This is a genomic window from Marinibium conchae (assembly GCF_015595035.1).
GTDB lineage: Bacteria > Pseudomonadota > Gammaproteobacteria > Enterobacterales > Alteromonadaceae > Glaciecola.
Genome location: NZ_JADNRN010000003.1, coordinates 216,876 through 237,694, shown reverse-complemented (window position 1 = coordinate 237,694; position 20,819 = coordinate 216,876). Strand labels below are relative to the sequence as shown.

Sequence of the window (20,819 nt, the reverse complement as noted above, 5' to 3'; positions counted from 1 at the left end):
GTTAATCTTGCTCTTCACCATAAAAAAAGCCGGTAGCAAGATGCATACCGGCCTAATATAGGGAGCTCTTTCTAGCTAAGTGAGCATTGACTAAACTCACATTTGTAGCTTACATTTCAGCAGTGTTAGCCCAAGATAAAACAGGCTTTTGTTTAAACACAATTGCATTGACTGCTAAAGCAACCGACACGCAAGAGATCAGCGTAATAAACATCAAGTGTATGTAGTGCAAACCAAATGGTGCATGTAAAGGTGAGAATTCAAAACTCATCGCGCCATAGAATAAAACACCGAATGCCACGGCAACGATAGCTGCGTTGGCGTGTACATTCTTAAATAGTAGACCTACTGCAAACACCGATAATATTGGCATACTTAACAAGCCATACAATTGCTGTATCAGGTTGATAATGCTGTCTGCGCTTGCATATACCGGTACAAGAGCTAAAGAAACAATAGTCAGCAACGCGGTTACTAAGCCGCTTAGCTTTTGAACGTTAGGCTCTTTATTGATATAAGCTTGGTGAATATCACAAACATATAGTGCGGTGGCTGAGTTCAAATTACTGTTGTAAGTAGTAAGCACTGCCGCCGCCATAGCCGCTGCGAAGATGCCTGACAAAGAAGGGTCGAGTAAATCACCTACAATGGTGCCATAGGCTGCGTCACCAATGTCACCATATAGCTTGAAGGCAATAATGCCAGGCACAACAATAATTGCTGGTACAATCATCAAGCGAATTCCAGCGGCAGCGAATACCCCTTTCTGGGCTTCTTTGATGTTTGGAGCGGCCATAGCGCGCTGGGTAATCACTTGGTTTGTGCCCCAGTAAAACATCTGAATAAATATCATACCGGTTAGCAAGGTATGCCAAGGGATAGGAGATTCGTCGTCGCCAATAAGTGTGAGGCGCTCAGGCGGAATACCAGAGAAATCGTAATTAATTGCTTCTAAGGCGACGAATACGACTACTAGCGCCATTATCAGCAGAAGTACCCCAGAGTAGGTGTCTGACACCGCTACCGCTCGCAAGCCCCCGAATATCGCATACATAGCGCCAACTGCCGCGAAAGCAACAGCAACGGTCATGATGTTAACTTGTAAATCAAACATGTTGATCATGAACAACGAACCACTGTAAATAACTGCCGGACAAAATATTAGGGCAGATCCAAGAAAGAACAGGCTACTAATCACAGCACGTATGTTTTTATCGTTATATCGACGCTCAAGTAGCTCAGTGGTCGTAGTACATTTGTAGCGGTAATAGACTGGTAAGAACACTTTCGCGAGGATAATCAAACCCACCACAGCGGAGAACTCCCAAAGAGCAAGTAAGGCCATTTGGTTACCATTCATACCCACTAGCTGGTCGGTACTAAGGTTAGTAAGTGTGATAGAGCCCGCTACGAAGTACCATGCCAGACCGCCGCCAGCCAAAAAGTACTCTTTGGTCTGATTTGTATCTCTATGGCCTTTGCCTCGGCAGTGCATGTAAGTGAGAAAGGCAATGAGTAGCGTCACCCCAAAAAAGACTGAAACCTGAATAATACCGTCCGACATAATACTCCCTCAACTTACTCACTTCTTATGGCGCTAGCCAGGGGCGTGGTAAGTCTTTTTTATTATTAAGTTACTTATTTGCTAAGAGATAGCAGCGTCTTTCGCTACTTCCATTTTTACCTCAACGATTTGAGGCCTTTCTACCACTTCATTATTCAAATTAATCAGTTTGTTAACTTGAAGTATCGAAATCAACATAGCGTGTATCGGCATTAAATAACCTTCTTTTCTAAGGCTATCTAGTTCCTCAACACTCAGAGCCTGGAAGCGATCTTCATCAATAGTGTGTAAGCCTCTAATTTTTGAACTATCACCTGCTAAATATTGAACGTTCATGTCGAGCGCTTTAAACAAACCCATTTTTTCAAGTGTTTGACTAAATTTCGCCGTTTGCACATCTTTATGTACATCTGCATCCAAGATCTGAATACGATTGCTGGTGGCCGCCGTAGGTTTACCTTCTTCGTCAAAAAGTGCTTCGCCAGAGCTTTTAGAAAAATCACCTTGGTCTTCTAAAATCCCAATTGTGTAGGCATTTTCATCCTTCGGAGAACGCATAAGATAAAAAGGAAAACTTTGCACACTGGTCGGACGGTAAATAGCATCGAGCTTTCCGTCTTTTACAAATAGGTTATTATCGGGGGCAAAACTTGTCATTGCAGAGAAAGTCCAAAAACCGTTATGCGAGTTCTTTGTGGCAAAAACGGGATAGCAGGTTGCCGCCTGACCAAGCTCTGTTGCACGCAGATTCATAAGATGCTGCTTTGCAATGTGGTCAATGTTTGCGCTGTTCTTAATTTTAAGATCTTTGTGCGCGGTGCTGCTGAGTTCAACGAGTGTTAATTTTGTCATAAGTCCGTTATTTCATTTGTGCGCTAGCAAGCCACTTTTCTATATATTCTCTGTGAGGAGGCAGTGTTTGCAGCATTTGTTCTGTAATTTTCTGATTTCTTTGTATGATCATCTCGGCCTGTTGCTTTTGGTTGTAAAGATGAGCATGTTGAGTGAAATCAGGCTTGAAGCCCATACCATAGATTACGTATTGGTAACTGGCCGCTGGGAATAATTCTATCGCACTTTCGAAGTCGCCGCTCGTTGGTCCTTTATAGCCCCAAATCGCCAAGTCTTCTTTGAGCGAATCAGGAATTCTCTCTGGATCAGTATGGTCTTGCCAATATGGCTCTGGACGCTTGGTTAGCATGTAATGCAACTTGAGGAAGTCGATAATACGAGTCCATCGATAGCGCATTTGTTGGTTAAAACGCTTTGCTATGGTAGGCATGATGGCTTTATTAGGCGGCAAATTTTCTGCCACAAATCGCGCTGAAAGCTCAACCAGCATAATAGCAGTCGCTTCTAAAGGCTCAACGAAGCCTGCGGCCATGCCTACTGCAACACAGTTTTTTTCCCAGAATTTTTCTCGGTGACCTGATTGATAAGAAATTTTGCGCGGCGTAATGCCTTCGCCTGCCTTTCCTAGATATTTGCGAAGATTGTTCTCGGCTTCATCATCTGATAAATATTTACTTGAATAAACATGCCCTACACCTCTGCGATGAGTGAGCCCGATATCCCATATCCAGCCTGCATTCTGACCCGTTGCAATAGTATGCGATGCAATTGGGCTATCTGCGCTTTCGTATGGCACATGCATGGCCAAAGCACTATCATTGAACAAGATGTTGTCGACTTTAATGAAAGGAACGTTCAGTTTCCCACCTAGTAAAAGAGCGGCAAAACCAGTGCAATCAACATAAAGGTCGGCTTCTAGATCTGCACTTTTTTCTAAGCTGATGCTTTTTATACTGCCATCTGAAGTTAGGCTTACCTGATTAACAGTATCAACAATGTGTTTCACACCAAGCTTATTTCTACAGTGGTTCTTTAGTAACTCAGCAAACTCGCCAGCATCTAGGTGATAGGCATAGTTGCACTGACCGCTATACTCACCTTCAGAAATGGTTCTAGGGGCTAAACCAGCTTCACACACATGATGCTGAAAATTCGACTCTACAGCGTAATTTTCAATATTTGAAACGTAAGGGGCTAGATCGAGGCGGCCATAACCGAGTGGCACAGTAAAAGGATGATAATAAAAGTCACCATTACCATGCACCCAATTTACGAATTTACCGCCTTGTTTAAAAACCGCATGACAGTGCGCAAATAAATCAGATTCTTTGATACCAATATCACGAAGGGTATTCTTCATTGTAGGCCAAGTACCTTCGCCCACACCTACTGTGGGAATATCAGACGACTCAACTAGAGTCACTTGAACACCATCTGCATTACTGCCTTCGTGATGCGCAGCAATGATGGCAGCACTTAACCAGCCGGCTGTACCACCACCTACAATTGCAATTTTTCTTATGGCTTCAGACATAGCTACTTAATCCAGTTTGACCAAAAATGTGACATGGTCGTAAATTCAAAATTCGAAAAAATATTACTGTTTAGCAACGATAAACGCTGTTTGAAGTGAAGTAAATTCTGTCTTAGCTTTGCTTTAAATTTCTAGCAACTCTTATGTATACAAGCTTGTACAAAGCCTCATATACCTAAAAATTGTAAAGTAAAAGTGTGAGTAGCAACCAAGCACACATTTGGTTGCCACTCACGATGTCAAAGTGATTTGACGGTAAATCTTACTTTAGAAAACTGCGCGTACACCTACAGAGAAGCGACGACCATTGTCTTCAATTGAGTAAGTTTGGTTAGCGAAACGACCGAACTGCACCAGTTCTTCTTCGGTAATGTTAATACCTTCAAAGAATACTGTGAATCGCTCGTCAAGCTCATAGCTTGCGCTCATATCCCACTGACCAAATGTGGCAGTGTTGATTGGCTCACCGTTGAAACCGTTATCGATGGCTCGTAAGAAACCTTCACGGTTGTTATAGGCGATACGGGCTTGAATTGCGTCTTTCTCATAGAACACAACCAAGTTTTGTGAATCACCAATACCTTCTAATGCGAAAGTCTGTGTGGTGTCATTTCCAATAGATACGTCGCTGTCTACGATGGTAGCGTTGGCTTGGAAACCAAAACCATTATCGAACAAGTGGGTAATTCCGATCTCATAACCGGTAACTGTTGCCGCTTCGCCGTTTTGTGGACGAGTAACAGTATACACTTCAGTTACGCCATTTAGCTCATCAGCACTCGCAGTAGCATCACTTCCACATAATGCCGTATTAGCCACACTACATCTGTTTCCAGGTGTGTTCAAACGATCGCTCAATGTATACGTTTCAGGGCCAGTTAAGCGGGTAATGAAGTTATCTACTTCCTTGCTAAAGAACGCAAAGGTAAATAAATTCGCATCGCCGTAATAATACTCAAATGCCATATCCCAGTTTTCAGACTGGAAAGGCTTCAGAGTTGGGTTACCACCCGACGCTGTTAGGTTCTGACGACGAGGTTCGTTAAAGGTTGTCGCTGGTGATAACTGATCCATAGTAGGGCGAGTTAATGAGTCATAAACCGAGAAACGAACAACCATGTCGTCTGTTACTTCCAGCTTCATGTTTACGCTTGGTAGCAAGTTAGCATAGCTGCCACCCTGTACGATGTCGGTTGCTGGGCCAAATACATTCCCAAACAAGGTTGCATCACTGGTTGGGATAATATCAGACAAGAAGCTCTGCACTGCTGATACATCAATATCGGTTTGTGCGTATCTTGCACCAACGTTTACCGACAACGGCATATCACCAAGATCGTAAATGAAGGTGAAGTCCATATACAAGCTAGTGATGTCTTCGTTAATGGTGTATCTGTTGTTCTGCAGTGTTGTAACAATCGGGTTGCCGCTTGACGCTAAGAAATCTACGTATGCATCACCGTCATAAGTATAGAAGGTGTCAATCAAACCAGGGAAGAAGTTCTCTGCTGTGAATGGTCTAAAGTTGATGGTGTCGTTAGGCGCCGGCGTGCCGTAGCCACAGAAAGCACATTGGTTACCGAAGATTTGAAATACCGATTTTTCACGCTCTTGGCGATAAACACCGAAGCGTGCGTTGTCGAGCACTTCACTGTCAGCAAGGTAGGTGAAATCAGCTTTGAATTCAGTAATTCTGTCTTCAGCCGAAGGTACGTTGCCTTTTTCGTTATAGTGCAAGCGAGAAAGTGATGCGTCAGGCAAATTACCATTACCAAAACCATCATGACGCACAGTTGGAATAGCGCCAGTGCCATCAAAAGAGTAGTTGTTTATAATCCCAACTACGTTGAATCTGTCTTTACCAGCACGGTCGTTTTCTGCAGACGATGTTGATAAATCAAACTCTGCTTTTAATTGGTCATTTATGTCCCAATCAAGATTAACACCAAAGCCATTGTTTGAAACATCACGAGAGTTACGAGTTGTTGATACAAAGTCACTTGCTGGGTTTCCAGAACCTTGAGCATCAAGACCGATGTCTTGTGTGAAGCTCAGCAAGGTGCCTGTAGCCGGATCGATTGTAGCAGAGCCTACACGATCGGGTTCGAACCACGATGCAAGGTCAGTCACTACTGAGTCAACTTCGAACTTCGATACAAAGCCATCTACCGTGATAGTTAAATCATCAGAAGGTGCGTACTGGAAAACTAAACTCGCGTTGGTTCTTGTACGTTCTTGCTTATCAACGATTTGATCCCAGTTACGAGGAATGTAGGCATTTGAGAACAACACACCATCGCGACTGTTTTGAATTGTTTGACCAGGGCGCCAGCCCGCAGTCGCTATTTGGTTAATTTGTACATCACGTTCTTGATGACTCACGGCTAGCAATAAGCCCATAGTGTCGTCGTTGAAAGTGTTACTTACGAGGGCTGAAACTGAGGGTGAAATAGCTTCACTTAGACTTTCATACATGCCTTTCGCAGAGGCAACTGCTTTGAAACCATCGTAGTCGAAGGGGCGAGCTGTGATTAAGCCAACCGTGCCACCTATACCACCTTCCTGCATGGCTGCATTAGTACTTTTAAAAATGTCTGCACCGACGATTTGGTCAGCCGCAAGCACATCGAAGTTAAACTCACGACCTGCGCTGTCTGTAGCGATTTGGCGGCCGTTTACTAACACCGTGTTGAATTGAGGGCCGAAACCACGAATAGTCACTGCTTGGCCTTCACCACCGCTTCTATCTATTGCTACACCGGTGATACGCTGTAATGATTCTGCTACGTTTAGGTCTGGGAACTTACCTAAGTCTTCTGCTTTGATACCATCAGAAACTAAGTTTGAATTCTTTTTGTCATCAATTGAGGCTTTTAAGCTGCTACGGATACCGCTAACAAGAATGACCTCTACCGGCTCTTCTGCCGACGCTTCTTGTGCTATAACTTGATTTGAGCCTAGCAAAGCACCAGCTACAGCTATAGCTACCGATGTGCGTTTGCCAAACGTTGTTAACGTTTTATTCATTTGTGTTTCCCCTTTTGCTTTATCAGCTTTTTATTTTTTTGATGTGCTTGTTTGTGTGTGGACAGCACAAGATAAACAGATTAAAACCTATTTATCGTATAAATATAATCAATTGTAAAAAAATATCAACGATTTTGGTTAAATATCTATGTTTATTTATGACGTTTATATCACAATGATTTTACAAATGTAAACTTGCAGTTGGAGTTACAGAAATTGTAAATTGTTGATAAGTATATTCATTTACTGATTTAAGCCTATTTTTTTGTATTTTTTCAATAAACAAAAAATTGAGATAAATAACATTTAATTATCGTATAAATAGGATTAATGTTGATTTGTGCGCCATGGCTAGCTATTATTTTCAGCATTAACGTATCTCCGATGGCAGGCGATAGGCAGCAATCGCATTTGGTCAATCACATTTATTTAGGTACCTATAGCTAATGGCAACAAATTACGAGTTTACCCACCGACGCAAAAACATGCTTAACGGCGAATGGGTATTGGTGTCACCCCATCGAAATAATCGTCCTTGGTTAGGCGCGACCGAAGATACTATTGATAGTGATTTACCTGCTTATGATGCTTCTTGCCCTCTGTGTGCCGGGAACAAACGTGCCAACGGAGAAGCCAACCCTGATTATTTATATACCCACGTGTTTACAAACGACTTTGGCGCACTAACACCGTCGTCTGCAGAAAGCGATGCAGAGCAGAGCAATAATTTAGATAACGATGCTCTTTTTCACGCTGAACTTGCTTCTGGCACAGCGAGGGTAATTTGCTTTTCACCCGATCATAACAAAACCTTGGCTGAGTTGAGTGTTACTGAAATAACTAAAATTGTTGAAACTTGGCAGACTCAATTTACTGAGTTAGCGAAAGAATACTCCTGCATTCATATTTTTGAGAATAAGGGCGAGATTATGGGTTGCTCGCAACCTCATCCACACGGGCAAATTTGGGCTCACAATCATCGGTCAACTGAGATACAACGAGAAGATGAGCAGCAACTTGCTTATTATCAGAAGCACAAAAGCCCTATGTTGGCGGATTATGTTTCAAAAGAGCAAAGTCAAAAGCAACGCATTGTTGTTGAAAACAAGGATTGGATAGTGGTGGTTCCCTTTTGGGCGAAATGGCCATTTGAAACGCTGTTGATCGCTAAAAACGACATACAAACGATTGATCAACTCAGTGAGCAAGAAAGCACTTCCTTGGCTGAAATTCTTCAGAGCCTGACAATTAAATACGACAATGTTTTTAACTGCAGCTTTCCATATTCGATGGGGTGGCACAATCAACCTCTGGACGTAAACGGTACCTATTGGCGCTTACATGCGCATTTTTATCCACCTCTACTGCGTTCAGCGAGTGTGAAGAAGCATATGGTGGGCTATGAAATGTTAGCAGAAAGTCAGCGTGATCTTAGCGCCGAGACCGCTGCGAAGATATTGCGCGATGCCGCAAGCGAACACTATAAAAACAAAGCGAAGTCACAAAGTACCTAGGCAGAGTAAATATGACCATTGACAAACAACACGAACACTTTCTGCAGGCTTTCACTTCCATTTACGAGGCGAAGGCACAGGCAATATCAATTGCTCCTGGCAGAGTGAACTTAGTTGGCGAATTTACTGACTACAATTTCGGTTTTGTATTGCCTTGTGCTCTACAGTACAACACGCGAATTCTATTTAAACAGCGTGACGATAAGCTTATTCGAGTGAGCTCTATGCAATACCCAGGTGAAATTGATGAGTTTGATCTTGGCGAAAAAATAGTACCCGGTGATTTGCACTGGGGGAACTATATTCGAGCGGTCGCTTTCGTATTCACACGCGAGGGGCATAGCTTATCGGGCTTTGATATGTTGATTGATAGTGATGTTCCGCAAGGAAGCGGATTGTCGTCGTCGGCGGCGCTAGAGGTGGCTGTTGGTGGCATATTCAATCATACTTTTGAGCTTGGTTTAGGCAGCGATAAAATAGCCTTATTGGGCCAGGCGGCAGAGAATGACTTTATTGACTGCCAGTGCGGCGTGATGGACCAAATGATTTCAGCTTGTGGAGTTGAAGGTCATGCAATGCTCTTAGACTGTGAGAGTCTCGAAACAAAAGCGGTGCCAATACCTGATGATTTAGTGATAGTTATCGTGAACTCAAATTACCCCAGAAAGCTCGTTGACAGCGAATATAATCAGCGGCGAATTGATTGCGAAAAAGCAGCCGAAAAAATGCAAGTTGCTTCTCTGCGGGCCGCTAATATGGCGATGCTGCAAAGTGCTAAAGCGCAAATGTCGGAAAATGAATTTAAACGAGCCCATCATGTTATCAGTGAAAATCAGCGTGTACTTGATACCGTTGGCGCATTGGCTGAAAACAACATGCAAAAGTTACGCAACCTGATGACGGCTTCTCATCAGTCTTTACGAGACGACTTTGAAGTTACCGTGCCCGCAACTGACGGGTTAGTCGAGATATGTTCACAAGCCCTAGGCGAAAAAGGCGCGGTTAGAATGACCGGTGGCGGATTTGGTGGCGCAATAGTGTGCGTATGCCGTAAGGCAGATATTCCTTTAATTGAGAATGCAGTCGCTGAACACTATTATTCTCGCTTTAATCTCAAAGCGGATATTTACGTTTGCAAAGCGGGTAATGGCTTGATCGTTGAAAACTTAGCCGCCGATTAATCGCTTTTTCAGCGTGTTGGCGTACACTCACATTTTACTAAAAATAAGGATGTAGAATGTTGAATTGGGGAATTATTGGTTGCGGGCACATAGCGCATACGTTTGCAGATGGTCTTGCTTGTTTGCCTGAGGGGCAACTTGTTGCTTGCGCGTCGAACTCTCGTGAGCGAGCACAGCAATGGGTGAATGATTACCAAAGTCGACACCCTACCCGAGCTAATGTTTCTGCGATATACAGTGATTACGAGAGTCTACTCAAAGACAATAATGTAAATGCTATCTATGTTGCTAACACCCATAATTTCCACTTTGAGTCAGTAAAACTGTGTTTAGAATATAAAAAGCATGTGCTCTGTGAGAAGCCAATTACCTTGAATTCGAAACAAGCGGCTGAGCTTTATGATTTAGCGAAAGCCAATAATTGCTTTTTAATGGAAGCAGTATGGACGCGCTTTCTTCCTGCTATTCGCATGCTTCAAAAAGTCTTAAGCGATAACATTATTGGCGATATTCAGTCGGTAAATGTGGATTTTAGTATTGGCCGAATGAAAGACGAATCGCATCGACTTCGAAATAAAGCGTTGGCCGGCGGTGCCCTTCTGGATCTTGGTATTTATCCAATTACTTTTGCCTACATCGTGTTTGGTCAGTCACCAAAGCATATTCAAAGCTCGGTAAGTTTTGACACAACAGGCGTGGATATGGCGTCGTTCTATTTGTTCAAGTATGAAGATGGTCAACATGCAAGTTTGTCGTCTTCATATAATCAGTGCGGGCCAATGAAAGCTGTTGTTGCAGGTACGCAGGGTTACATTGAAGTGCCTTTCTTTCTAGGAGCGAAAGGCTTCACTGTGCACAAGGATGGGGAAGATTTGCAAAACTTCTCCTATCCTTTTGAGGATCATGAAAACTTCAGTTTTGAAATTCAGCATATGCATGATTGCGTGAAACAGTCTTTGACGGAAAGTCCAATATTACCTGCACAAGAAAGCATTGCTGTATTGCAAACGATGGATGCTTTACGAGCGCAATGGGGATTGAAATACGATGGCGAATAGCCAAAAAATAGCACAACGCATGGAGTTAGGATGTTAAAAACAACAAGCAAAGCGAGAGTACTAATAGGCTCACTGGCAGCAATCGGAGTATTGAGTTTAAGTGCCTGTGGTGGCAATGAAGATGCAACAAAGCGTGACGCATCTACTCAAAACACTTTAAAAACTGAGAGCACAACAGCACAAACAGAAGTGTCGAAAACGGCGCAACAGCTTTACCCGATAACTCACCCCGACATGCAACCAGAGCTGGCCGCAAAAGGTAGTTTCGAGGTTGGTGTAAAAACTATCGATATTATCAATGAAAAGTATATCGACTTGCTAACCCAGCAAGTGAAGCCGCGCAAGCTTAAGCTTGAGATCTGGTATCCTGCGGATACACCCGCTAACGCTAGTAAAACAACTTACGAGAACGAAACTCGCTTAGCCAAAAAATTCAGTATTCAAGCTGATGCGGTGCGCGATGCAGTGCCACTTGCCAGTGATAAAAATTACCCAGTGGTAGTCATATCACACGGTTACACTGGCTACAGAACAATCATGTTTTATTTGGGTGAGCATTTAGCTAGCCATGGGTATATAGTCGCGGCAATTGACCATACAGATTCGACAAACGAAGATGTAGATATGATCAATGGTCCATTTAATGGTTTTCCATCAACGCTTATTAATCGTAGTCGAGACCAACAATTCACCCTAGATTACATCACAGAGCAAGAGCACTTTCTTAGTGCTGTGGTTGATAAACAAAATGCAGGCTTAATAGGGTATTCTATGGGTGCATTCGGGGCCTTAAATACCATTGGTGCTTGTTATAATTTTAGTCCTGAGCAGGCAGGTGCTTTCACGGGTGTGCAAATAGAAGCGATGTTGCCTGCTGTACAAAAAGCACTGAATAGCTGTGCTGGTGGCCAATATGACAACCCAGTAGTTGATAGTAAATGGAAGGGCGCCATTACCTTCGCAATATGGGGTGGCCAACATGACCTATTTAGCGACGAGAGTTTGGCCGAAGTTCAGGTACCGAAGCTCTTCGTATCAGGCAACCTAGACGATATATCGGGCTATGACGGTATTCGTTCTTTGTTTCAAAAAACAAAAGCGCCAAGTACCTATTTGCTTACCATGATCAATGCCCGTCATAACATTGCGCCGCATCCAGCGCCGGCTGAGGCATGGGAAAGTGAGACTGATTTTGGGCATTACTATGAGCCTGCGTGGTCGTCGGCGGTGTTGAACGATATTAATAAGCATTTCACACTTGCGATGATGAATTGCCACGTAAAAAGTCAGGCCGATGCCTGCGATTATCTGAATTTGTCAGCCAGTTCCGACCAAGTGCAAGTTGATGGAAAACTACCAGAACCATGGAAAGGCTTCGATAGCCGATTCTCTACAGGTTTGCGGTGGGAACAGAAGTAGGTAATTAAAATTAGAAGAGCAAGCACGCTGATAAGTTTGCTTTTTTATGCTTAGTATCAGAAAAAAGACGAGTTCAGACTGTTAAGTCTAAACTCGCCAAAACAACAAGACGTTTAAACAGGGAAGTTAACGTTTTGCATCTAAAGCAGCTTGAATGACATCTAACTGTTCATTATCTAATTTTGTGGCGTTGATTAAACTGACAATCGAATCGGTAAGCCCTGTCGCAAAAGCAAACTCTTCGACTGCATCGACATCTTCTAAGGTTTTTATAATAATCTTTTTGTCGCCAATAAAATGCTGTACCTTGGAAGTGTTTTGTAGGGCACTAAGGTCAAAATTCGAAGTGTTAAAACGGATCTTAGGTCGGCTTTTTTGGGTCAAGCCGTTGAGTCGCTCATCGAGTTCAAGCTGTTCAAGTAGTTCTATGACTTTATCTTGCATATCGATATCGAGAGAACTAATTTTGTCCAAGACTAAAGCGTCAAACTCGGCCGAGCCTATCTTGATGTTTTCGCCCAGATCTAATTCGATCACTTCAATACGGTCATTGTTCTGAATAATTAGCTTGCTATCTTCCCCCGTGCTTTTATGTAGGCGAATGAGAGAAGTGTTTTCGTCATTCGCTTGTGCGCCAGATATTCCGCCTAGAATCAAGCTAATAATAAGCAAACATGCGTTGATTATCATGGTAACGTATTTCATAAGGTGCCCCTTGTTTGTGGTAGTCGCTATTACGAGAGTGCAGCTATCATTTATCTAGCTTTGCGACGTCCTAAATAGTGACTGTATAATGAGTATGTTGTTGTACCGAGTATGTGATTACACTAACGAACTTACAAAACGCGTACCAACCTTGTTAATATGATGATTATCAATGCTTTAGCCTAATTGATGGCGATATTGGAGTCACGATAGTCCTTCATGTATCCTGATATGAGGACATGTTTTCTTTATATCAGGATAACTGTGAGTTGTGCTCTGTGGGGGAAGTGAAAATGCATATAAAAATCAGTGTTTTAGGCTTTTTTAAAGTTGGCGCAGATATTGTTTCATTTCGCTTGATGACTCAATCAAAGGCGTTGGGTCACAATGACACTCATCCTAGGGGAAACAAAAACGGTGAATGCTAAAAGTGTGACAGCAAAAAAGCTGAATCTTTCGTTATCTAGCTTTATTTTTTTGGTCGTGGGGGCTTTTTTAGTTTGCCTTGCTGGTGCCCAGCTATTTTTCATTTCTTACATTGAAGAAAAAGTGAATGAGGAAGTGAGTGCAAAAAGTACCTTGCTTTCGAATCGAGCAATAGAAATCCTTAGCGTAAATAAAACCTTCGATATAGCCGCGATTCCTCAGCGCTTCTCCGAGTCGAGTAGCTTACCCAACACAATCACCATGAAAGAAAAAAAGCTGCGTTTTGATGTGTCAAAAAATGAAGCTAGAGAGGATTTAGAAAGAACACTTAAAGACTTGAAAGCCAGCCGTCAAGGTCAAAATGAAATTTTACAAGATTTAGAAAAGCAAGAACCCGACGATCTAGCAAAAGAAATGGACGCTTTGCAAGACCGAGCAGCCGAGCTAAGTGATGGTTGGGAAATACGTGCCGACAAAATCACTATATTTCCGACAAATAAGCAAACTCGGCAACTGAGGATAGAAAACAATGATAGAAATAGCTTTTCTTTTCGACTGCCAAATAGCAGCTTGCCTTCAGTAGAAATTATTGAATTCAGTGAAAATGAATCGCTAGTAAGAGGTTATTTTCAATGGTTGGCGGTGGCAACACTTATATTGCTGGGAGTGGGCTTGTTGTTTGCATTCTGGCTATCGCGACACGTGAGCCGACCATTAAAAGAGCTTGCAGGTGGTTTTTCTGCGCTCAGCGCTGGTGAGCTCGGCAAGCAAATTAAGCCCAGTGGTGTGAAAGAAGTGCAAAATACTTTGTCTCAATTTAACGCCACGAGTGAACGATTGAGTCAGTTGCAAGCTTTAGCTAATAAATATGAACAACAAAAACAACTTGCTGAGCTGGGTGAGGTAAGTCGTGGTTTAGCGCATTCATTGCGCAACCCTCTCAATACCATCGGCTTGGCACTAGAGCAAATGTCGCAGCCAAGTCTGCAAGAGAATGAAAGAGCACAAATCGCCGAACAAGCACGGGTTAAAATATCGGTACTCGATCGTATGATCCGTTCCTTGCTAGCGCTGACTACTAGCGGCGTGAATCGCAAACAGAAAGTGAACGTGAATCAAGCGATCGAAGATGCGGTGTTGCAAGCAAGTATGTGTGGGGCTAAAAATATAAGTATTAGCGCTGAACAACAAGCCTTTGTCATTGGCTCTGAGGTTGAAATTACTGCCCTTATTCATAGCTTAGTCACAAACGCAGTAGAGGCCTGTAGCAGTAATCACGATCTAGAAGCTAAAATTGAAGTTCGTTTGTTTCAAAGTAACAATGCAACCATGATTTGTGTGGTTGATAATGGCACAGGCTTAAGTGAAGCGATCATCGGCAGCCTGTTTCAACCACATACCACGACTAAAAGCGAAGGTGCCGGTATGGGCTTATATATTGCTAAACGAATTCTGTCTTCGCATTATGCAGGTGATTTAACGCTTATGAATAATGCTGAGCGAGGTTGCACAGCAACAATAACTATAGGTGAGCTTAGTGGTGTCTGAACAAAGCATTAATTTACTATTGGTTGAAGACGACCATCAACAACGCTCTCTTCTGAAAGGCATTTTACAAGGCGAGGGGATGAGAGTCGAAGATGTTGAGAGCTGCGAAGATGCCATCTTGTTGTTAAAAAAGCAGCATTTTGACCTCGTATTTTCTGACTGGAAACTGCCTCAGTTGTCTGGCTTGGAACTACTCAAATATGTAAAGCGCAATCAGCCTGGGCTTGGCTTCATCATGGCGACAGCTCACGGCACTATTGCACACGCTGTGGAAGCAATGAACGCAGGGGCCGACGATTACCTAACAAAGCCTTTTCAACGTCAAGAATTTCTACTCTGTATTGAAAAAGTACTAAAAAGCACCTTGCTCAAGCGTGAGAATATCAAACTAAGCGAGCAACTGGGGAAGCAGCAGCAACTTGTTGAATTTGTTGGAACCAGCGCAGTGATGCAAAGTGTTCATCAACGTATTGCTAGGGTAGCGAGCACCGACGCAACTATTCTTATTAACGGAGAAAGTGGCACGGGTAAAGAACTTGTTGCCCGAGCTTTACACCGTTTGTCAGACCGGAATAAGCAGCCATTTATCGCGATTAATTGTGGTGCAATACCCCATGACTTGGCTGAAGCTGAGTTATTTGGTGCCAAAAAGGGGGCTTACACTGGCGCGCATCAAGATAAAATAGGTAAATTCGAAGCGGCAAACCATGGCACACTCTTTTTAGACGAAATTGGCGAGTTACCTCTATCATTGCAAGCCAAGCTGTTACGCTTCCTCCAAGAGGGCACGATAAGCGCGTTGGGTGACAGCACTGAGAAGCATATTGATGTTCGGGTATTAACGGCTACTCATCGTGATCTTCCTGACATGGTGAAGCAAGGCGAGTTCAGAGAAGACTTATTTTATCGCTTAAACATTGTGCCTATTACCATCCCTCCGTTGCGTGAAAGAAGTGAAGACATTTTGTTGCTTGCTGATTTTTTCTTGCAGCACCGGGCTAAACTTCATGGCTTCGATGTTCCGACCTTATCAACTACCACTAAGGTTGCTCTGCAAAAATATGCGTGGCCGGGCAATGTGCGAGAGTTAGGTAACAAAATGGAGCGTTTTGTTCTTTTGGGTGATGAACAGGAACTTTGTGATGGCTTGAGCCAGGAATACCTCAATGACACGCTCGAGGCAACGGCGTTTTCGCTCCCCGCTGAAGGTTTAGACTGGGAAGTTTTTGAGAAACAGTGCTTAGCGCAAGCCCTAGAGCGCCATGCTGGAAATCGAACACAGGCTGCTCGATTCTTGGGCCTAAGTTACAAAGCCTTTTTATATCGCTTAGACAAATATGCTTTGAACTAAGAGGCTTGCTAATGCCACAAATGCTCTCATAAGTCCTTTATAATTAATTACCATCCTTGGTAGCTTGTCCCTTTTGGATTCCTGCCTACGACGCTCGGTAATGGCGGCAAACAACAACGGACAGGAAGTTGTTCTCTTTGCGCCGTAAGCAGGAAGTACATAATCGCAGAATCAAAAATATATATAACTGGCCATGAGTAGTGTTTGTGATCTTTTGTTGCTTATGTCTGTTTAGCATGCATAAAATGCTGATTATTGTTTAATGGTGTCGAGTGCTGATAGTGATCTATGGAAAGCAAGTCTATGGAAAACAAGTCTGTGGAAAATAAGTCTATGGAAAATGAATCAAGGGAACAGAAAGTAAATACAGAGTCCGCTAGTGAACGTTTACACTCTCTTAAGCTTTCCTATGAAAGGCTCATAAATAGCTCAAATAGCCCACAAAATCAGCACAATGGGATCTTTCAGCGGTGGACGAAGCCAGTCATTACAGCCGCTCATGTGCCCCTTGAATGGCGTTACGATTTTAACACTTCACGTAATCCTTTTATGCAAGAACGTATCGGCGTTAATGCAACCTTCAATGCAGGCGCAATTAAATATAATGGCAAGTATACTCTAGTCGTTAGAGTTGAGGGAGCCGACCGTAAGTCGTTTTTCGCTGTGGCGCAAAGCGATTCGCCCGTTGATGGCTATCGTTTTTGGTCGAATCCAGTGCTCATGCCAGAACTTGACGCTAAGCCCGACACTAATATTTATGATATGCGCTTAACTGAGCACGAAGATGGTTATATATACGGTCTTTTTTGCTCAGAACGCAAAGACAATACAAGGCCAGACGATAGCAGTGCTGCAGAAGCTGTGTGTGGCATCGCGAGAACGAAAGATCTCATTCACTGGGAGCGCCTTCCTGATTTGGTGACTTACTCTGGTCAGCAGCGTAACGTTGTGTTGCACCCAGAATTAGTAGACGGTAAGTATGCCTTTTACACGCGTCCGCAGGATGGCTTTATTGACGTCGGAAATGGCGGTGGTATCGCTTGGGGGCTGGCTGACGACATTTGTTCTGCGGTAATTCATAACGAAGAGATTGTCGACAATAAGCATTATCATACTATAAATGAGCTGAAAAATGGTCAGGGTCCTACTCCCATCAAAACAAAGAAAGGATGGCTTCATCTTGCTCATGGAGTGAGAAACACCGCTGCTGGTTTGCGTTATACGCTCTATCTATTACTCACCGATTTGAACGAACCATGGAAACTCATTAAAAAACCAGCTGGTTACTTAATTGCTCCAGAGGGAGAAGAAAGAGTAGGTGATGTATCAAACGTGGTCTTTTGTAATGGTTGGATTGAAGATAAGGGTTGTGTATATATTTATTACGCTTCTTCTGACACACGACTTCACGTAGCAACAACAACAATTGAACAGCTACTCGATTACTGCCTTAATACAAATGAAGACGGGCTTAGCTCAGCTAAATCGGTGAACAATATTCTACGTTTGATTGAGGCTAACGAAGAATAGACTCTTGCCACTGCAAGAGTCCAGATCACTAAAAGCTGTCACTAAGGGCTGTCACTAAAGCATATCACCAATAAGAGTGTGCTAACTAAGCGTTACAATAAAGCTAACCTGCGAGACCACACCACTTGGTGATGTGATGGTCAGGGTAATCGTTGCATCGGTTGTGGTATCCAGCACACCTAGCGTATTGGTTAAACTAAACACAGCTGAGCGACTACCAGCTCGAGTCGTTTGTGGCATTACGAAGTTTATATCGCCTGCTACTTCACCAAAGTTGGTACCGACTTGAATTGTTGAGCCGCTAGCAATAGCTTGTAGTTGTGTATCTGAATAGGTAAAACTAAATACTTGGCTCCCGCCTCTTGCTATTACCGAAACCGGGGCGGTCGGCGTTGGGGTTTGTGTGCTCGCAATCTCGCTTCCGCCGCTTGTTACAGCAATCAAAGCCGAGCTGCTAGATGTAATAATTACTTTGGCTCTGCGCACATGTAGACTCGTATTTCCACAGCTTGAAGCAGTACACTGAGGCCCATCAAAAGCCCCATTTTGACCGTTAAAATCACCCGAGCTATCGAAGTCTAAGAAGATTTCGTTAACATCCTTAAGCCCATTTTCATTGTCGTCACGCCAGGCTTCACTTAAGTCGACGAAGCCTGTTGATGTAGGTAAGGTAAGGTCAAAGCCACTACCATCGTTAGTGCTGATTGGTCCACCATCGGCATCATCATATTGGTTATTACCATTGCTATCGACTAAGGTTTCATGACCAATAGCTGTTGCTAAAATAGTAATGCGATGATCGTCTGCTCGAGGATTCGAACTGGTCCAGGTAACACTACAGACACCTGAAATGGTGGTGCAACTTGGGTCAATATTCCCGCCCTCGGTAGTAAACGCTATGGCAGTGCCATCTGGAACTGGGTTGTTAAAAGTATCGGCTAAACTGGCCGTGAAAGTGACTTGCTGGCCATTAATATTAAAAGCTTCTGGGTTGAGGTTGCTTGCAGACAATGTAAAACTATTTTGGTCAGGCAGACCCGTATTTACCGACAATAAGTCTGACTGCGTTTGAATCGTTTGTGTATCCGATACGGAAACCTCAGCGGTAACTCTTACGGATGTAGGAACATTGCCAGCGGTTACTTTAACGCTTACTTGGCCTTGGGAATTTGTTAAGCCTGTTGCTGGAGATAAAGTAAGACCACCTGTTTCAGTATTCAGACTGAAATTAACTGTTTGTTGAGCCAAGGGATTGCCCTCAGCGCCATTAACTTGAAAGGTTAAAGTAGATACCGACTGACTGCCTTGCCCACCCGTGCCTTGCAGCACAATGCTTGAAGGTGCAGCTGACACAAACTCAATCGCACCAACTGATTCTGGCGCTAAAGTAAGGCTACGACTGATCGTAATGGTGCTAGAATTTACATTTATTGTTGCCGATATGGTGTCTTCATTACCTGCGCCGCCAGCACAGCTAATATCCTCATAAGTGGCATTAGCACTACCATTGATTGTGTTTACCTGAGTATCTAAGCTTGCTTGCCCGTTGGCTACGCAGCGCGAAGTGAAAGTAATCGGCGTGCTAGTCGTAATGGGTTGGTCATTCTCGTCTGCTAAACCAACCAAAATCCCTAATGTTGCTCCAGCGCTGATAGTGACATCATCGCTCTCACTGCTGTTTGCAAATCCGATTGTATTTTCAATGAAGTTTTCGCCATCGAAATAACCAAAGCGAACAAGACTATCGTTAACTGTATCGACCGATTGAACTTCGTAATTTAGAGAATCACTGAGGGTTGTTTCATCTTGACTGTAGGTTGCGGTAATCGTGCCTGCACCAAGTTCTGCTTCATTGGGTGTAAGCGTTGCTTGCGCAAAACCAGTGTCGCCGGTGAGCGCTTGGCTTATTGATAAACTACCTGATGTGCTTTGTAGTTGAACAATTTGATTAGCGATAGGCATGTCATCTTCGTCAACTAACTGTATGCGAACTTGCACTTCTTCATCGGCTCTAAAGCGCGTAATCGGACTGCCATTATCACCCAATAAGTCAATACTAAGACTCGCTGTGCTGGGTGTAATTACCGACCCTGATAAAAACTCATAGTTTGCGCTACCAACAGTGTTGTTATAGCTTGCAGTAATAGTTCCCGCACCTAAGGTTGCGTCTACTGAATTTATTGCAATTTGAGCAAGTCCATTGTCATCAGTTAATTTTGTTGCTGGGCTCAATGCACCAATATCTGCGGTAAAACTAACAACTTGACCACTAACCGCTTCGCCATTTTCGGTTAAGCTTGCTTGCACACACAACTGTTCACCAATAATAAAAGCATTTCCGGTAACCGCTTCGCAGTTGCTGTCTAGTACCTCAACTGAGATTGCAAGAACTGGCGCTAGGTCCTCTAGTGGATCAGTTTCATCATTTTCGCCTGACGAGCCATTACAGGCTGTGAGCGTTAATGCCGTAACAATGAACCCAAATGCTTTTAGTAAACGTTGTGTCATGGAAACTACTCTTCAATATTCTGTTTTAAGTACTGAAAAATCTCACGTGAGGCTTTAGGTGGTTTTTCCGCTTCTTTCTGTTTAACGGCCTGACGATGCAATTGCCTTAATTTTTGTCGGTCTAAATTTGGATATTCTGACAATAAGCTCTGGATCGCACTGTCGCCTTTTTCAACAATGTCGTCTCTGTGCTTTTCTAAGAGGTGAAAATGTTGATTAGATTGAAGGTGATGCGCGCGCAAACGATTAATGGCGTCTTCAATGGGCTCTATTTCACGTTGACGCAGAATTTTACCGATCAGTTGTAACTGCCTACGAAAGCCATCCTTTTTTTTGTTTATTCGATTGGCTAAAGAAATCGCATCTCGCAACTCCTCGTCAATTGGGATTTCGGACAATTGACCAGGGGAAAGGTCGACCAATACCGACCCCAGTTTTTTTAGCACTTCTGCTTCTTGCTTTAGTTGTGTCTTACTTTTTATTGGCTCGCCATTTTCATCAAGCAACACTTCGTTTGCATCATCAGTATTCATATACGGTTTTTTAATATCTTTAGTGATAGAATTGCGGCAGATTGTAACCGTCACACTATTGTTTGGACA

The 20,819-nt window shown here is 43.3% G+C and carries 14 protein-coding genes; 7 read left to right on the top strand and 7 right to left on the bottom strand.

From position 1 onward, the window contains the following. Nucleotides 1–109 precede the first annotated feature (109 nt). The 4 genes from ISG33_RS12485 to ISG33_RS12470 all read right to left on the bottom strand — a co-directional run bounded on the left by ISG33_RS12485 (nt 110) and on the right by ISG33_RS12470 (nt 6,977). Complete coding sequence (locus tag ISG33_RS12485; RefSeq protein WP_195733952.1) at nt 110–1,564, bottom strand: SLC5 family protein; 1,455 nt, start codon at nt 1,562–1,564, stop codon at nt 110–112. Between the two features lie 81 nt (nt 1,565–1,645). Then, complete coding sequence (locus ISG33_RS12480) at nt 1,646–2,416, bottom strand: SapC family protein (protein WP_195733951.1); 771 nt, start codon at nt 2,414–2,416, stop codon at nt 1,646–1,648. Nucleotides 2,417–2,423: 7 nt separating this feature from the next. Beyond that, nucleotides 2,424–3,950: a tryptophan halogenase family protein gene (locus ISG33_RS12475; protein WP_195733950.1), complete on the bottom strand. Its 1,527-nt coding sequence runs from the start codon at nt 3,948–3,950 to the stop codon at nt 2,424–2,426. 267 nt (nt 3,951–4,217) lie between these two features. Then, the gene (locus tag ISG33_RS12470) at nt 4,218–6,977 is read right to left on the bottom strand and encodes a TonB-dependent receptor (RefSeq protein ID WP_195733949.1); all 2,760 of its coding nucleotides are present in this window, start codon (nt 6,975–6,977) and stop codon (nt 4,218–4,220) included. Between the two features lie 446 nt (nt 6,978–7,423). Here ISG33_RS12470 and ISG33_RS12465 point away from each other — a divergent pair, with 446 nt between their 5' ends. Genes ISG33_RS12465 through ISG33_RS12450 form a run of 4 tightly spaced genes read left to right on the top strand, consistent with a single transcriptional unit; the run spans nt 7,424 to nt 12,149 of the window. Further along, nucleotides 7,424–8,491, top strand: coding sequence for a UDP-glucose--hexose-1-phosphate uridylyltransferase (locus tag ISG33_RS12465; protein WP_195733948.1), 1,068 nt, complete (start codon nt 7,424–7,426; stop codon nt 8,489–8,491). Between the two features lie 11 nt (nt 8,492–8,502). Further along, nucleotides 8,503–9,672 carry a galactokinase gene (gene galK, locus ISG33_RS12460; RefSeq protein ID WP_195733947.1) on the top strand — a complete coding sequence of 390 codons (1,170 nt, stop codon included), beginning with the start codon at nt 8,503–8,505 and terminating at the stop codon, nt 9,670–9,672. A 56-nt stretch (nt 9,673–9,728) separates the two neighbouring features. Beyond that, complete coding sequence (locus ISG33_RS12455; RefSeq protein ID WP_195733946.1) at nt 9,729–10,730, top strand: Gfo/Idh/MocA family protein; 1,002 nt, start codon at nt 9,729–9,731, stop codon at nt 10,728–10,730. A 30-nt stretch (nt 10,731–10,760) separates the two neighbouring features. Further along, a complete protein-coding gene (locus ISG33_RS12450; protein WP_195733945.1) occupies nt 10,761–12,149 on the top strand; it encodes an alpha/beta hydrolase family protein in 1,389 nt (462 codons plus the stop codon). Nucleotides 12,150–12,275: 126 nt separating this feature from the next. Here ISG33_RS12450 and ISG33_RS12445 read toward each other — a convergent pair whose 3' ends face one another. Then, complete coding sequence (locus tag ISG33_RS12445) at nt 12,276–12,854, bottom strand: hypothetical protein (protein WP_195733944.1); 579 nt, start codon at nt 12,852–12,854, stop codon at nt 12,276–12,278. Between the two features lie 387 nt (nt 12,855–13,241). Here ISG33_RS12445 and ISG33_RS12440 point away from each other — a divergent pair, with 387 nt between their 5' ends. The 3 genes from ISG33_RS12440 (at nt 13,242) to ISG33_RS12430 (ending at nt 17,709) form a co-directional block, all read left to right on the top strand. Beyond that, nucleotides 13,242–14,828 (top strand): sensor histidine kinase, encoded by a 1,587-nt coding sequence (locus ISG33_RS12440; protein WP_195733943.1) that lies wholly within the window; start codon nt 13,242–13,244, stop codon nt 14,826–14,828. Next, nucleotides 14,821–16,179 carry a sigma-54-dependent transcriptional regulator gene (locus ISG33_RS12435; RefSeq protein ID WP_195734402.1) on the top strand — a complete coding sequence of 453 codons (1,359 nt, stop codon included), beginning with the start codon at nt 14,821–14,823 and terminating at the stop codon, nt 16,177–16,179. The genes ISG33_RS12440 and ISG33_RS12435 overlap by 8 nt, the downstream gene beginning before the upstream one ends. 303 nt (nt 16,180–16,482) lie before the next feature. After that, a complete protein-coding gene (locus ISG33_RS12430; RefSeq protein WP_229333580.1) occupies nt 16,483–17,709 on the top strand; it encodes a glycoside hydrolase family 130 protein in 1,227 nt (408 codons plus the stop codon). An 81-nt stretch (nt 17,710–17,790) separates the two neighbouring features. Here ISG33_RS12430 and ISG33_RS12425 read toward each other — a convergent pair whose 3' ends face one another. Then, a complete protein-coding gene (locus ISG33_RS12425) occupies nt 17,791–20,217 on the bottom strand; it encodes an Ig-like domain-containing protein (RefSeq protein WP_195733942.1) in 2,427 nt (808 codons plus the stop codon). A gap of 5 nt (nt 20,218–20,222) precedes the next feature. Beyond that, on the bottom strand, nt 20,223–20,750 hold the full coding sequence (gene yjgA / locus ISG33_RS12420; RefSeq protein ID WP_195733941.1) for a ribosome biogenesis factor YjgA: 528 nt from the start codon (nt 20,748–20,750) through the stop codon (nt 20,223–20,225). Nucleotides 20,751–20,819 lie beyond the last annotated feature (69 nt).